14 protein-coding genes are annotated in these 13,662 nt (G+C 69.6%); 8 read left to right on the forward strand and 6 right to left on the reverse strand.

All coding sequences use genetic code 11. The annotated features are described in order from the left end of the window. The 3 genes from AC1RVW_RS29655 to AC1RVW_RS29665 all read left to right on the forward strand — a co-directional run. Positions 1-803 (forward strand): lytic transglycosylase domain-containing protein (locus AC1RVW_RS29655; RefSeq protein WP_493204273.1); only part of this gene is annotated, 803 nt, incomplete at its 5' end. 10 nt (positions 804-813) lie between these two features. Further along, positions 814-1,374 (forward strand): MgtC/SapB family protein, encoded by a 561-nt coding sequence (locus tag AC1RVW_RS29660; protein WP_106935657.1) that lies wholly within the window; start codon positions 814-816, stop codon positions 1,372-1,374. 98 nt (positions 1,375-1,472) lie between these two features. Then, positions 1,473-2,156 (forward strand): glutathione S-transferase family protein, encoded by a 684-nt coding sequence (locus AC1RVW_RS29665; RefSeq protein WP_493204276.1) that lies wholly within the window; start codon positions 1,473-1,475, stop codon positions 2,154-2,156. 21 nt (positions 2,157-2,177) lie between these two features. Here the strand turns inward: AC1RVW_RS29665 and AC1RVW_RS29670 are convergent, their stop codons facing one another. After that, entirely contained in the window at positions 2,178-2,903 is a 726-nt protein-coding gene (locus AC1RVW_RS29670) for an OmpW/AlkL family protein (protein ID WP_106935658.1), read from the reverse strand. Between the two features lie 164 nt (positions 2,904-3,067). Here AC1RVW_RS29670 and AC1RVW_RS29675 point away from each other — a divergent pair, with 164 nt between their 5' ends. The 4 genes from AC1RVW_RS29675 to otsA all read left to right on the forward strand — a co-directional run bounded on the left by AC1RVW_RS29675 (position 3,068) and on the right by otsA (position 8,514). Next, complete coding sequence (locus tag AC1RVW_RS29675) at positions 3,068-4,336, forward strand: multifunctional CCA addition/repair protein (RefSeq protein WP_409194920.1); 1,269 nt, start codon at positions 3,068-3,070, stop codon at positions 4,334-4,336. Positions 4,337-4,412: 76 nt separating this feature from the next. Continuing rightward, positions 4,413-5,213, forward strand: a complete 801-nt coding sequence (gene otsB / locus AC1RVW_RS29680) for a trehalose-phosphatase (protein ID WP_409194919.1) — start codon at positions 4,413-4,415, stop codon at positions 5,211-5,213. Beyond that, positions 5,210-7,132, forward strand: a complete 1,923-nt coding sequence (locus AC1RVW_RS29685) for a glycoside hydrolase family 15 protein (protein ID WP_409194918.1) — start codon at positions 5,210-5,212, stop codon at positions 7,130-7,132. Before otsB ends, AC1RVW_RS29685 begins: the two co-directional genes overlap by 4 nt. Beyond that, positions 7,129-8,514: an alpha,alpha-trehalose-phosphate synthase (UDP-forming) gene (otsA, locus tag AC1RVW_RS29690; protein WP_081265665.1), complete on the forward strand. Its 1,386-nt coding sequence runs from the start codon at positions 7,129-7,131 to the stop codon at positions 8,512-8,514. Before AC1RVW_RS29685 ends, otsA begins: the two co-directional genes overlap by 4 nt. A 122-nt stretch (positions 8,515-8,636) precedes the next feature. Here otsA and AC1RVW_RS29695 read toward each other — a convergent pair whose 3' ends face one another. Continuing rightward, positions 8,637-8,978, reverse strand: a complete 342-nt coding sequence (locus AC1RVW_RS29695) for a hypothetical protein (protein ID WP_493204279.1) — start codon at positions 8,976-8,978, stop codon at positions 8,637-8,639. A 181-nt stretch (positions 8,979-9,159) separates the two neighbouring features. Here AC1RVW_RS29695 and AC1RVW_RS29700 point away from each other — a divergent pair, with 181 nt between their 5' ends. After that, positions 9,160-10,680 carry an aminotransferase-like domain-containing protein gene (locus AC1RVW_RS29700; RefSeq protein ID WP_493204281.1) on the forward strand — a complete coding sequence of 507 codons (1,521 nt, stop codon included), beginning with the start codon at positions 9,160-9,162 and terminating at the stop codon, positions 10,678-10,680. Here the strand turns inward: AC1RVW_RS29700 and AC1RVW_RS29705 are convergent. The 4 genes from AC1RVW_RS29705 to AC1RVW_RS29720 all read right to left on the reverse strand — a co-directional run bounded on the left by AC1RVW_RS29705 (position 10,653) and on the right by AC1RVW_RS29720 (position 13,569). Further along, positions 10,653-11,579 (reverse strand): ROK family protein, encoded by a 927-nt coding sequence (locus AC1RVW_RS29705; RefSeq protein WP_285413249.1) that lies wholly within the window; start codon positions 11,577-11,579, stop codon positions 10,653-10,655. The two genes, AC1RVW_RS29700 and AC1RVW_RS29705, sit on opposite strands and share 28 nt — an antisense overlap. A 36-nt stretch (positions 11,580-11,615) precedes the next feature. Continuing rightward, the gene (locus AC1RVW_RS29710) at positions 11,616-11,810 is read right to left on the reverse strand and encodes a DUF2905 domain-containing protein (protein WP_056509065.1); all 195 of its coding nucleotides are present in this window, start codon (positions 11,808-11,810) and stop codon (positions 11,616-11,618) included. Positions 11,811-11,820: 10 nt separating this feature from the next. Then, a complete protein-coding gene (hisN, locus tag AC1RVW_RS29715; RefSeq protein WP_081265661.1) occupies positions 11,821-12,606 on the reverse strand; it encodes a histidinol-phosphatase in 786 nt (261 codons plus the stop codon). Between the two features lie 93 nt (positions 12,607-12,699). After that, the gene (locus AC1RVW_RS29720) at positions 12,700-13,569 is read right to left on the reverse strand and encodes an ABC transporter permease (protein WP_493204284.1); all 870 of its coding nucleotides are present in this window, start codon (positions 13,567-13,569) and stop codon (positions 12,700-12,702) included. Positions 13,570-13,662: the final 93 nt, after the last annotated feature.

Here is a 13,662-nt window from a genome sequence, read left to right on the forward strand (position 1 = left end):
GTCCCGCCCCGCTCACGCCCGAAGAAAAAGCCGCCGCCCGCGCCAACCCCTCGCTGGCCCGCGGCCTCTACGCCATCGCGATCGGCCTGCGCCCCGAAGGCACGCGCGAGTGGAACTACGCCACCAACCTGCACGACAAGGGCGGCATGGACGACCGCGCCCTGCTGGCCGCGGCCGACTTCGCCTGCCAGCGCGAGGTGTGGGACCGCTGCATCAACACCAGCGAGCGCACCAAGGGCGTGGTCGACGTCGACCAGCGCTTTCCCATGCCCTTCCACGACACGGTGCTGCGCAAGAGCCAGGACATCGGCCTCGACCCGGCCTACGTCTACGGCCTGATCCGCCAGGAAAGCCGCTTCATCATGGATGCGCGCTCGGGCGTCGGCGCTTCGGGCCTGATGCAGGTCATGCCCGCCACCGCGCGCTGGACGGCCCGCAAGATCGGCCTGACCGACTTCTCGCCCAACCAGATCAACGACCGCGAGACCAACATCACCATCGGCACCAACTACCTGAAGCTGGCGCTCGACGACTTCGACGGCTCCATGGCGCTGGCCGCCGCCGCCTACAACGCCGGCCCGGGCCGCCCGCGCAACTGGCGCAACGGCCCGGTGCTCGACGCCGCCATCTGGGCCGAGAACGTGCCCTTCAGCGAGACGCGCGACTACGTGAAGAAGGTGCTGGCCAACACCACCAACTACGCCGCCATCATCAGCGGCCGGCCGCAGTCGCTGAAGGAGCGCCTGGGCCGCATCGGCCCGCGCGACGCCGCCGAGCCCGAACCCAACAAGGACCTGCCTTGAGGCTTGCGGCATGAGCTGGCGCGACGAGGTCCTGGACACCATCGCGTCCGAGTTCTCGGACGTGACCGACGTCGCGCAGCTCACGCGCATCGTGCTGCGCCTCACGCTGGCCGCGGCGCTGGGCTTCCTGCTCGGCTTCGAGCGCGAGCAGGCGGGCAAGGCGGCCGGCGTGCGCACCCACATGCTGGTGGCCATCGGCTCGGCGATGTTCGTGCTGATACCGCAGCAGACCGGCATCGTGCCGGCCGACATGAGCCGGGTGATCCAGGGGCTGGTGGCGGGCGTGGGCTTTCTCTGCGCCGGCACCATCCTCAAGCAGGGCAAGGACGAAAGCCACGTGCAGGGCCTGACCACCGCCGCCGGGCTGTGGATGACGGCCGCCATCGGCATGGCCTGCGGCCTCGGGCGCGAAGCCACCGCGCTGCTGAGCGCACTGCTGGCGCTGGCGGTGCTGTCGCTGGTGCCGCGCCTCGTGGGGCTGATCGAGCGCGTGACCGGCCCTCAGAAGGGCGGCGAAGACGGCACCGCGCCGCGCGTCATCGCCTCGGCCGACGACACGCCCGCGCGCTGAAGGCGCCGGCGCATCAATTCGCGCCGCGTTCGTCATCAATCGGGCCGTGGCGCGCGGCTAGCATTTAAAACTTTGCACCCAACGCCCGGGAGACTCTCATGCGCAAGCTCTACATCGGCAACAAGAACTACTCGTCCTGGTCCATGCGCCCCTGGGTGCTGATGAAGCAGGCCGGCATCCCCTTCGAGGAAGTGATGGTGCGCTTCGATTCCTTCGAAGCCGACTCGAAGTTCAAGAACGCCATCGCCGCCATCAACCCGGTGGCCAAGGTGCCCGTGCTGGTCGACGGCGACCTGGTGGTCTGGGACACGCTGGCCATCGCCGAGTACCTGGCCGAGACCTTCCCTGAAAAGCAGTTGTGGCCCCGCGACGCGGCAGACCGTGCGCGCGCGCGCAGCGTCTGCGCCGAGATGCACTCGGGCTTCGGCGGCCTGCGCGGCCATTGCGGAATGAACCTCGAAGCCTCGCTGCCCGAAGTGGGCGCGCGGCTGATGAAGGAAGAGCCCACGGTCGCCAGCGACCTCGCGCGCATCGTGCAGATGTGGAGCGGCCTGCTAGACGCGCACGGCGGCCCCATGCTGTTCGGCGAATTCGGCATCGCCGATGCCTACTTCGCGCCGGTGGGCACGCGCATCAAGACCTACGGACTGCCGGTGCCGCCGCACATCACGGCCTACATCGAACGTGTGCAGGCATTGCCGGGCGTCAAGGCCTGGATCGACGGCGGACTGGCGGAGAAGGATTTCCTGCAGTTCGAGGAGTCCTACCGCACGGGGCGGTAAGGTCCTCGAAGAGGATGGCGGTCAGAACCGGTAGGTTGCCGCCAGGTAGGTGACGATCGGGTTCAGCTTCAGGCTGGCCTGGCTCGTGGCCACCGGCAGGCCGGTGATCGAGGTGGTCGTCAGCTTGGCGGTGGTCTTCAGCGGGATGTACGACACCGAGAACGAGATGCCCCAGTGCTTGTCGAACTGGTAGGCCACGCCGGCGTTCAACACGGGTGCGAACTTGCTGTCGAGCTTGGCCGTGGTGTTCACGCGGAACGGCGACACGCCGAACTGCTGCGCCAGCGCACCCTGCAGGTTCGACGTGAGCTGCACGTCGCTGTACCAGACATAGGTGGCGCCCAGGCCCACGAAGGGGCGAAACGCCGAGTTGGCGTCGTTGAAGAAATACTTGCCCAGGATGGTCGGGCTCCACTGGCGGGCCTCGCCCAGCTGGCCGACGCGGCCCAGCGTGCCGGTGCCGTTGAGCTTGAACTTCGGCGGCACGCCGAACACGCCTTCCACGGCCCAGTTGCTGTCGAGGAAATAGGTGGCATTGAGACCCAGGGTGTCGGAGTCGCTCACGCTGGCGCCCGAGCCGGGCAGCACCGCCGGAATCGGGGAGGTCACGGTCAGCGGCTTGCTCGAGTCCTGCGGCGAAAGATGGAACCAGCCCGTGCCGATGACCCAGTCGCCCCCCTGTTGCGCCATGGCGCTGCCGGACGCCAGGGCGCCCAGAGCGGCCAACGCAAACACTGTTTTCTTCATGATGTGAAAGCTCCTTTGGTTGAAAAATCCCTCTGCGCGGCGCAGCCTCGGCTTTTAGCCGCCGCTGACATTCGCCCGCCGGACGAATGGTGGCCCGCTCCGCGCCGGAAATTATCGAACGACCGTTCTATTTTTGAGGTACGGAGTATCCCTACACTGCATTCATGAAAATTTTTCTCGTCGGCGGCGCGGTGCGCGACAGGCTGCTAGGGCGCCCCGTGTCCGACCATGACTGGCTGGTGGTCGGCGCCACGCCCGAAGCCATGGTGGCCCGCGGCTACCTGCCCGTGGGGCGCGACTTTCCGGTGTTCCTGCACCCCGAGACGCGCGAGGAGTACGCGCTCGCCCGCACCGAGCGCAAGAGCGCGCCGGGCTACCGCGGCTTCACCGTGCATGCCTCGCCCGACGTCACGCTGGAACAGGACCTCGCGCGCCGCGACCTGACCGTCAACGCCATCGCGCTGCCCGCCGAGCTGGTGAATGCCGACGGCAGCTTCGACCCCACGCCCGGCACGCTGGCCGACCCCTTCCACGGCCAGCGCGACCTGCGCGACAAGGTGCTGCGCCACGTGACCGACGCCTTCCGCGAAGACCCAGTGCGCATCCTGCGCGTGGCGCGTTTCGCCGCGCGCTTCCACGACTTCGGCGTCGCCCCCGAGACCATGGCGCTGATGCGCGAGATGGTCGCGGCCGGCGAAGTCGACGCGCTGGTGCCCGAGCGCGTGTGGCAGGAGCTGTCGCGCGGCCTCGCCGAAACACGGCCCTCGCGCATGTTCGACGTGCTGCGCGGCTGCGGCGCGCTGGCCGTGCTGCTGCCGGAGGTCGACCGGCTCTGGGGCGTGCCGCAGCGCGCCGAGCACCACCCCGAGGTCGACACCGGCGTGCACCTGATGATGGTGCTCGACACCGCCGCGCGGCTGCAGGCCTCGCTGCCGGTGCGCTTCGCCTGCCTGATGCACGACCTGGGCAAGGGCAACACGCCGGCCGACGTCTTGCCGCGCCACACCGGCCACGAGAAGCGCAGCGCCGAACTGCTGCAGCAGGTGTGCGAACGCTGGCGCGTGCCCGTGGACGTCCGCGAGCTGGCCGAGGTGGTGGCGCGCGAGCACGGCCACATCCACGCCAGCGGCTCGCTCGATGCGGCGGAGCTGGTGCGCCTGCTGGAGCGCTGCGACGCCTTCCGCAAGCCCGCGCGCTTTGCCGAGGCGCTGCTGGCCTGCGAGTGCGACGCGCGCGGACGGCTCGGCTTCGAGGACACGGCCTATCCGCAACGCCCCCGGCTGCTGGCCGTGCTGGCCACCGCGGCGGCCGTGCCCACCGACGTGGTGGCGCGCGCCGCCCAGCAGGCCGGCGCCGGCGGCCCGAAGATCGGCGAGGCGATCCACCAGGCCCGGGTGGATGCCGTGGCGGCCGTGGCGGCATCGGCGGGCTGAAAGCGCCCAAGGCCCTGCCGCACAGCCGGTTTTGGCCGACACGGGATGCCGGGCGCCCGTGCTATGGTTTTTCCCAATGCCAAAGTCCTCCAGCAACTTGCAGTTGCCTCCTCCGCTGGGCCGGGATTCAGCCCTCTTTCTCGACTTCGACGGAACACTCGTCGGGCTCGCGCCCACGCCTGAAGCCATCGAGATCCCGCCTGCCCTCGTTTCCCTCCTGAGCGACCTGCGCGACCAGCTCGGCGGCGCGCTCGCCGTCGTGTCGGGCCGCCAGATCGACTCCATCGACCGCTTCCTGGCGCCGCTGCGCCTGCCGGCGGCCGGCGAGCACGGCGTGCAGCGCCGCGACGCCAAGGGCCGCATGCAGGAGCAGCGCCCGCCCGACCTTGCCTCCATCCTCGACGTTGCCAACGAGCTCGCGCGCGTACATGAAGGCCTGTTGGTGGAGCGCAAGCATGCCGCCATCGCCCTGCACTACCGGCTCGCGCCGCAGCTCGAGGCGGTGTGCCGCGACGCCATGTCGCGCGCCATCGCGCACGACCCCCAGATAGAACTGATGCACGGCAAGTTCGTGTTCGAGGTGAAGCCCGCGGGCATCAACAAGGGCATTGCCATCAATGCCTTCATGGAAGAGGCGCCGTTCACCGGGCGCACGCCCGTCTTCCTCGGCGACGACACCACCGACGAGAGCGGCTTCGCGGTGGTGCAGCCGCGCGGCGGCGTCGGCGTGAAGGTGGGCTCAGGCCCCAGCCTGGCGCTGCACCGGCTCGAATCGCCGCGCGCAGTCTACGAATGGCTGGTACAGGCACGCGACCTGCTGGCGGCGCCCGCGGCACGCAAGACAACAGACACCGAATCCCCGAGGAACCCCGGATGAGCGAACAGCAACTATCGACGGCCCCCGAAGCGCACGCCGGCGCGGCAGTGGCCGGCGCCGCCGGTCCCGACGACCGCGCACCGGTCGACTTCAAGGCCGCCGCCGCCCCTGGACCGCGCGGCTTCGCGCCGCCGGCCGAGCCGTCGCTCGATGTCGGCGTGATCGGCAACTGCGCCTACAGCGCGCTCATCGACGGACGCGGACGCGCCGTGTGGTGCTGCCTGCCGCGCTTCGACGGCGACCCGGTCTTCAATGCGCTGCTGCACCCGGGCGAGGAAGCCGGCGCGTGGAGCATCGACATCGAGGACTTCGCCGAAGCCAGGCAGTGGTACGAGCCGAACACCGCCGTGCTGCGCACGCAGCTCTTCGACAGCGCGGGCCAGGGCATCGAGATCACCGACTTCGCGCCGCGCTTCTACAGCCGCTCGCGCTACTTCCGCCCGCTGATGATGGTGCGCCGCGTGCGGCCCATTGCCGGTGCGCCGCGCATCCGCGTGTCGCTCGATCCGCGTTTCCAGTGGGGCGCCTCGGCGCCGGTGGAAGTCACGCGCGGCAGCAACCACATCCGCTACGTGGGACCCGACCTCACGCTTCGGCTGAACACCGATGCGTCGATCTCGCACATCCTCTCGCGCCGGCCCTTCGTGATCTCGCGCGAATACAACTTCATGTTCGGCGTGGACGAGACGCTGACGGACGGCATTGCCGACACCGCGCGCAAGTTCGAGCAGGAGACCATCGCCTACTGGCGCACCTGGACCAAGCGCCTGGCGATTCCCTTCGAGTACCAGGACGCGGTGATCCGCGCGGCCATCACGCTGAAGCTCTCGCTGTACGAGGACACCGGCGCCATCGTCGCCGCCATGACCACCAGCATTCCCGAGGCACCCGGCAGCCAGCGCAACTGGGACTACCGCTACTGCTGGCTGCGCGACGCCTTCTTCGTGGTGCGCGCGCTCAATTCGCTGAGCGAAGTGGGCACCATGGAAGACTACCTGCGCTGGCTGGGCAACGTGGTGATCGGCTCGCACGGCGAGCACATCCAGCCGCTGTACGGCATCGGGCTGGAGCGCGAGCTGCCCGAATCCTTCGTCGAAGGCCTGCCGGGCTATCGCGGCATGGGCCCGGTGCGCGTGGGCAACCAGGCGCAGGAGCACTTCCAGCACGACGTGTACGGCAACATCGTGCTCGGCGCGGCGCAGGCCTTCCACGACCACCGGCTGCTCAGCCGCGCGGGGCTGGCGGAGTTCCCGCACCTCGAGGCGGTGGGCGAACAGGCGGTGCGCGTCTACGGCACGCCCGACGCCGGCATGTGGGAGCTGCGCACGCGCGCCCGGGTGCACACCAGCTCGGCGCTGATGAGCTGGGCCGCCTGCGACCGGCTCAGCAAGATCGCCCGCGCGCTGGACCTGCCCGAACGCGCCGCCTACTGGCACGGCCACGCCGCGCGCATGAAGGAAGAGATCCTCACCAAGTCGTGGTGCGAGGAGCGGCAGGCCTTTGCCGAGAGCTTCGGCGGGCACGAGCTCGACGCGAGCATCCTGCTGATGGTGGAGGTGGGCCTGATCGACGCGCGCGACCCGCGCTTCATCTCCACCGTCGACGCCATGGAGAAGTCGCTGTGCGACGGCCCGTACATGCGCCGCTACGAGGCTGCCGACGACTTCGGCAAGCCCGAGACGGCCTTCAACATCTGCACCTTCTGGCGCATCGACGCGCTCGCCAAGATCGGCCGCAAGGCCGAGGCGCGCCAGATCTTCGAGACCATGCTGGCCGCGCGCAACCCGCTGGGGCTGCTGTCGGAAGACACGCATCCGGTCACCGGCGAGATGTGGGGCAACTTTCCGCAGACCTATTCGATGGTCGGCATCATCAACGCGGCGGTGCGCCTGTCCGCTCCGTGGGACTCCGCCATATGAGCCGCCTCGTCGTCATTTCGAACCGCGTGGCCGACCCACGCAAGCCCGCGGCCGGCGGCCTGGCCGTGGCACTGGGCGAATCGCTGCAGCAAAGCGGCGGCCTCTGGTTCGGCTGGAGCGGGCAGATCATCGAAGGCGGGCCGACCGGCGAAGGCGAGCTGCACCGGCAGCAGGCCGGCAAGGTCACGCTAGCCACCATCGACCTGAGCCGCGAGGACCACGACAGCTACTACCTCGGCTACAGCAACGACGTGCTCTGGCCGGTGTTCCACAACCGGCTCGACCTGGCGCACTTCGACGCCGGCTTCATCGGCGGCTACCGGCGCGTGAACCAGCTGTTCGCGCGCAAGCTGCTGCCGCTGCTGAAGGAAGACGACATCATCTGGGTGCACGACTACCACCTGATACCGCTGGCGGCCGAGCTGCGCGCGATGGGCTGCAAGCAGCGCATCGGCTTCTTCCTGCACATTCCGCTGCCGCCGCAGATCATCATCGCGGCCATTCCGCAGCACGAGTGGCTGATGCGCTCGCTGTTCGCATACGACCTGATCGGCTTCCAGGCCCAGCAGGACGTGCAGCACTTCGAGCACTACGTGCGCAACGAGGCGCGCGGCCAGTACCTGGGCGACGACATGTACCGCGCCTACGGGCAGACGGTGCGCTGCAGCGCGTTCCCGATCGGCATCGACGTGGACGAGTTCGCCGCGCTCACGCATGCGAAGGAATCGCGCGACATGTACGAGACCATGAAGCGCGAGTATTCGCAGCGCCGGCTGCTGCTGGGCATCGACCGGCTCGACTACTCCAAGGGCATTCCGCAGCGCGTGCGGGCGTTCCGGGAGTTGCTGGCGCACTACCCGGAGAACCGGCGCAGCGCGACGCTGATACAGATCGCCTCGCCCACGCGCGAGACGGTCGACGCCTACGCCGACATCCGCCGCGAACTCGAGTCGCTGTGCGGCGCCATCAACGGCGACTACGGCGAACTCGACTGGATGCCGGTGCGCTACATCCACCGCATGGTGGCGCGCAAGCGCGTGCCGGGCCTGTGCCGCGCGGCGGCCGTGGGGCTGGTGACGCCGCTGCGCGACGGCATGAACCTGGTGGCCAAGGAATACATCGCGGCGCAGGACCCGGCCGACCCCGGCGTGCTGGTGCTGTCGCGCTTTGCCGGCGCGGCCGAGCAGCTGAAAGAGGCGCTGCTGGTGAACCCGTACGACACGCACGGCACGGCGGAAACCGTGCAGCAGGCGCTGCACATGCCGCTGGAAGAACGGCGCGAGCGGCACCAGAAGCTGCTGTCGCGCATCCGCGACCAGGACATCCACTGGTGGCGGCGCACCTTCCTGGATGCGCTGCGCGAGGTGGACAGCGAGCGCTGATCTTCTGCTTTTGTTCGTCGGGGGTTTTTCGGGGCGCGCTCGCGCCGACGGGGCACTGGTTGATCGGCCGAGAACCGGCAGCGTGGCCTGTGCACGCGCCATGAAGGACAGTCTCCTCAGCCTCACCAGCCCGTAAGCAGGCGCATCAGCCGCATCACGGGCCGCAGTTCCGGATCGTCCTGCGCGGGCACATGCGGCTGGTACGGCGCGTGGATGCGCAGCGACACGGGTGCGTGCAGCGCCGTCACCTCGATCCAGCCGCCGCGGTCCAGCCGGTGGACATCGCCTTCGTCCAGCGCGGCTTCCGTCATGAACAGCGATTCGCCGAACCAGCTCGGGGGCGACACCAACCGCACCCGGCCTTTGGCCACTTGCAGCGACGTGCCGGCATCGACGGCGGTGCGCAGGGACTGGCCCGGCTCGAGGGTGACCAAGGCGGGGGCTGAAGAGAGCGTGGTGATCATGGCGTGCCTTTGAAAAAAGCGGTGGTCGGGCACTGATCGTAGGAATTCGGCTGCCCAAAAAACAGGCACACGCACCAGCTATTGCGGCCATAACAGCCAATGTCCGGGCGCATCTGTTATGGTGGTTTTCCCGAGCAACTGCATCTGTTTTCCAGTGCCCGATCGGGGGAACATCTGCCCCATGGACTCGCTACCGCTCTACCGCCAGCTTGCCGCGCACTACGTGGACGCGATCCACACCGGCTCGCTCAAGCAGGGCGACAAGCTGCCGTCGCTGCGCAGCCTCATGCGGCTGCACGACATCAGCCTGTCGACCGCGCTGCAGGTCTGCCGCGCGATGGAAAGCGACGGCTGGGTCGAGGCGCGCGACCGTTCGGGCTACTTCGTGCGGCGGCCGCAGCGCATGGCCATCGCGCCCATGGAAGAGCCGGTGGCCGACGTGCCGCCAGACCCCGCGCGGTTCGTCAGCATGCGCGAGCGCATGGCCAACTTCATGGCGCGCGGGCGGCACACGGGCGTGAAGCTCAACTTCGCCATCGCCCGCGCGGCCCCCGAGCTGTACCCGGCCGAGGCGCTGCGCAATTCGATGACGCGCGCGCTGCGCCAGCGGCCCGAGCTGCTGACCACCGCCTCGTCGCAGAAGGGCCACCTGCAGTTCCGCGAAGCCGTGGCGCAGCGCAACCTGCGCATCGGCATGACGGTGGCGCCCGACGAGGTGCTGGTCACCAACGGCTGCATCGAGGCGCTGAACCTCGCGCTGCGCGCCATCGCCAAACCGGGCGACACGGTGGCCGTGGAGTCGCCCACCTTCTACGGCCTGCTGCAGGTGCTCGAGAGCCTGGGCATGCGCGCGCTCGAGATCCCGACCAGCCCGCAGACCGGCATCTCCATCGAGGCGCTGGAGCTGGCCGTCCAGACCTACGACGACATCAAGGCCGTGGTGGTGGTGCCGCACCTGCAGAACCCCATCGGCAGCGTGATGCCCGACGCCCACAAGCAGCGGCTGGTGCACCTTTGCGAGAGCCACGGCATCGCGCTGGTCGAGGACGACACCTACAGCGACCTGGTCGAGAGCGACACGCCGCTGCGCGCGCTGAAGTCATGGGACCGCACCGGCAACGTGATCTATTGCGCCTCGCTGCACAAGGTGCTGGCGCCCGGGCTGCGGCTGGGCTGGATCACCGCCGGGCGCTGGCATGCGCAGGTGGAAATGCTCAAGTACGCGCAGACCCGCAACAACGAGGCTCTGGCGCAGATAGCGGCGGGCGAGTTCATCGCGGGCGGCGCCTACGACCGCCACCTGCGCCGGCTGCGCGAGCGGCTGCACGTGCAGCGCGACCAGACGGCGGACGCCATCGCCCGGTACTTTCCGCAGGGCACGCGGCTGAACCTGCCGCGCGGCGGGCTGCAGCTGTGGGTGGAACTGCCGCAGCGGCTGTCGTCGGCCTCGGTGTTCGATGCGGCGCTGCGCGAGCACATGCTGGTGGCGCCGGGCGCGCAGTTCTCGAACTCGCCGCGCTTCGACCACTACCTGCGCATCAACTGCGGCTGGCCGTATTCGGACGCGGTCGATGCCGGGCTGCGCCGGCTGGGTGCCATCGTGGCCGAAGGCTGCGGCGTGGCGCCGCCGGCCACGGCCGAGCGGCGCAAGGCGCCTTCTTCCGCGGTTCAGTCTCAGTCGAGCAGCGCCAGGGCCGCGTAGTCGCCGACCTTGTCGCCGAGGCCGGCGGGCACCAGCAGCACGCCGCGCGTGAGCGGCAGCAGCCTGCCGTCGATCTGCGCCTGCAGGCGCGGCAGCACGAAGTCGCTGTTGTGCGAGAACACGCTGCCGCCGAGGCTGATGCGCTGCAGGTCGAGCGTGATGACCATGTTGTAGAGCATGCGCCCGACGATGCGGCACAGCGCCTCGGCCGTTTCGACGGCCTTGGGCTCTCCCGCCGCGGCCGCGCTGAAAAGTTCGGCCGCCGACTGGCCGAAGCGGTGCTCGATCGAGCTGCCGCTCACCAGCGCCTCGACGTCGCCGTGGTTGCCGCAGCCGCACAGCGCGCCGCTGGCGTCGTCGACCACGAAGCTGTGGCCCGCGTGGCCGGCGTTGCCGTTCTTGCCGCGCAGCGCCCGGCCGTCCACGCACAGGCCCACGCCCACACCGGTGCTCCAGGTGGCGTAGGCGCAGTTGTCCAGGCCCTTCAGCGCGCCCCAGTGGCGCTCGGCCTCCAGCGCGGCGACGGCGTCGTTCTCGACGCGCACGCTGCCGAAGCGCTTGACCAGCGGGGCTTCGATGATGGCGGTCATCCAGGAATTCGGCAGCCCGCGCGAGGGGCCGGCGATGCCGCCGCAGATGTTGGGAGTGGCCAGCTCGACCAGGCCGTCGCGCAGCTCGAACGGACCGGTGGACGACACGCCCACCCGGTCGACCGTGGCCGGGTCGACGCCCTGCTCCGCGCACACCTCTTCGATCATGCGGATGATCTGCACCGCCACCGCGTCGTTGTCGCCGGTCTTGGCGGTCGGCTCGCTGCGGCGGCCGACCAGCGGCTTGTCGCTCGAAGGGGAAAGGCTCACGGCCACCTTGGTGCCACCGATGTCTACGCAGGCTCTCATTGCGGGGGTCTTCTCTCTCTCAGGTCAGGGGCGCCGCTACAGCAGGCGCGCGACCAGCGCCGCGATCATGCTGAGCACCACGGTGCTCGCTATCGGCAGCTGCCACTCGCGGCCGAAGGCGCGAAACTCGAAATCGCCGGGCAGCCGCCCGAACCCGAAGCGGCGCAGCCAGGCGGTCAGGCCGCTCATGAGCACCAGGGCAAGGACGACGACGATCAGCCAGCGGAACATGCCGGACAGTCTAGGCCGAGAGCAGGGCCATCGCTTGTCGGTGAAGTTCGGGCGTTGCGGCGGCAATGACCCTTCCGTCGGACTTCAGGCCCAGCGGCTGGCCCTGCCAGTCGGTGATGACGCCGCCCGCCGCCTCGATCAGCCCGGCCGGGCCGAGGTAGTCGTAGGGCTGCAGGCCGGTCTCGACCACCAAGTCGATGGTGCCGCCCGCCAGCTGGGCGTAGCCGTAGCAGTCGCCGCCGAAGCGGCGCATCGCGCACTGGCGGCTGAGCCTGTCGAAGGCCGCCCAGTCGGCGGGCGCGAAGATGTCGGGCGATGTGGTGACGATGCGGGCCTTGGCCACTTCGGTGCAGTTGCTCGCGCGCACCGGCTGGCCGTCGCGCGTGGCGCCCTTGCCGCTGCCGTCGTTGCGGCCGATCCAGCGTTCCTTGAGCACCGGCATGTCGACCATGCCGAACACCACGCGCCCGCCCTGCAGCACGCCGATCAGCGTGCCCCACAGCGGCGAGCCGGTGATGAAGCTGCGGGTGCCGTCGATCGGGTCGAGCACCCAGACGCGCTCGGCCTCGAGCCGCTCGGGGCCGTGTTCCTCGCCGTAGATGCCGTCGGCCGGCACGCGGGCGCCGAGGATCTGGCGCATCGCCGTCTCGGCGGCGCGGTCGGCCAGCGTGACGGGGCTTTCGTCGGCCTTGGTGATGATGTCCAGCGGGGTGCGGAAGTAATGCATCGACTGGGCGGCGGCGGCATCGGCCAGCGCTTCGGCGATCGGCGAGAGGTCGGAAGAGGAAGAACTCATGGGAGAGGAGGAAACGCGTGCCAAAACCTGCGATTAGACCCGAGCCGGGGCCGCTTTGGCACGCCGGGGGCCGGCGCCTGAATCCGCCGGCTGCTAGCGCTGCTGGCCCCAGCGGCGCACCGTCAGCCGCTCCAGCGTCTTGAAGCCGAGGCTCTCCACCAGCAGCCCGATGAGCACCACCATCGCCAAGCCCGCGAACACGCGGTCGGTATAGAGCTCGTTGCGGTTCTGGAAGATGTACCAACCCAGGCCGCCCTTGCCCGACGAGGCGCCGAACACCAGCTCGGCCGCGATCAGCGTGCGCCAGGCGAATGCCCAGCCGATCTTCAGCCCCGACAGGATCGACGGCAGCGCGGCCGGCACCAGGATCTGCAGCACGTAGCGCAGGCCCTTCAGCCCGTAGTTGCGCCCGGCCATGCGCAGGGTTTCGGGCACGCCCTGGAAGCCCGCGTAGGTATTGAGGGCCAGCGGCCACAGCACCGAATGGATCAGCACGAACACCAGGCTGCCCCGGCCCAGCCCGAACCACAGCAGCGCCAGCGGCAGCAGCGCGATGGCGGGCAGCGGGTTGAACATGGACGTGAGCGTGTCCAGCAGGTCGCGGCCGACCTGCGTCGACACGGCCAGCGTGGTGAGCGCAAAGGCCAGCAGCACGCCGGCCAGGTAGCCCTGCAGCAGCACCGCGAGCGAGATGCGTACCTTCTCGATCAGCTCGCCGCTGGCCAGCCCCTCGAACAGCGCGCGCGCCGTGGCGGTGAAGGTGGGCAGCAGCAGGTCGTTGTCCTGCCAGCGGGCGGCCAGCTCCCACAGCACGGCGATGGCGACGAGGATCAGCCCCTTGCGCAGCCAGGCCTGCGACCAGATGCGCGTGCCCAGCGGCAGCGTGCGTTCGACCGGCAGTTCGGTGAAGGGCTCGAGCGCGCGCTCGTACTCGGGGCGGATGGGAGGCGTGAGAGTGCTCATGTATTGCTCCTTCCCCCTCCGGGGGAAGGTCGGGATGGGGGCAGGCGGGGCGCGCGATGGATACGCTGCTTGGCCCCCCCCCCGCCCCCCCCC

The sequence above is a fragment of the Variovorax sp. MPBD4-3 genome, from assembly GCF_058809745.1.

What these genes read in the sequence shown, in the direction of transcription:
- AC1RVW_RS29675 (WP_409194920.1), top strand. Translation starts at nt 3,068, where the DNA reads ATGAAAATTTTTCTCGTCGGCGGCGCGGTGCGCGACAGGCTGCTAGGG.
- AC1RVW_RS29665 (WP_493204276.1), top strand. Translation starts at nt 1,473, where the DNA reads ATGCGCAAGCTCTACATCGGCAACAAGAACTACTCGTCCTGGTCCATG.
- hisN (WP_081265661.1), bottom strand. Translation starts at nt 12,606, where the DNA reads ATGAGTTCTTCCTCTTCCGACCTCTCGCCGATCGCCGAAGCGCTGGCC.
- AC1RVW_RS29660 (WP_106935657.1), top strand. Translation starts at nt 814, where the DNA reads ATGAGCTGGCGCGACGAGGTCCTGGACACCATCGCGTCCGAGTTCTCG.
- otsA (WP_081265665.1), top strand. Translation starts at nt 7,129, where the DNA reads ATGAGCCGCCTCGTCGTCATTTCGAACCGCGTGGCCGACCCACGCAAG.
- AC1RVW_RS29670 (WP_106935658.1), bottom strand. Translation starts at nt 2,903, where the DNA reads ATGAAGAAAACAGTGTTTGCGTTGGCCGCTCTGGGCGCCCTGGCGTCC.
- otsB (WP_409194919.1), top strand. Translation starts at nt 4,413, where the DNA reads ATGCCAAAGTCCTCCAGCAACTTGCAGTTGCCTCCTCCGCTGGGCCGG.
- AC1RVW_RS29685 (WP_409194918.1), top strand. Translation starts at nt 5,210, where the DNA reads ATGAGCGAACAGCAACTATCGACGGCCCCCGAAGCGCACGCCGGCGCG.
- AC1RVW_RS29720 (WP_493204284.1), bottom strand. Translation starts at nt 13,569, where the DNA reads ATGAGCACTCTCACGCCTCCCATCCGCCCCGAGTACGAGCGCGCGCTC.
- AC1RVW_RS29710 (WP_056509065.1), bottom strand. Translation starts at nt 11,810, where the DNA reads ATGTTCCGCTGGCTGATCGTCGTCGTCCTTGCCCTGGTGCTCATGAGC.
- AC1RVW_RS29700 (WP_493204281.1), top strand. Translation starts at nt 9,160, where the DNA reads ATGGACTCGCTACCGCTCTACCGCCAGCTTGCCGCGCACTACGTGGAC.
- AC1RVW_RS29705 (WP_285413249.1), bottom strand. Translation starts at nt 11,579, where the DNA reads ATGAGAGCCTGCGTAGACATCGGTGGCACCAAGGTGGCCGTGAGCCTT.
- AC1RVW_RS29695 (WP_493204279.1), bottom strand. Translation starts at nt 8,978, where the DNA reads ATGATCACCACGCTCTCTTCAGCCCCCGCCTTGGTCACCCTCGAGCCG.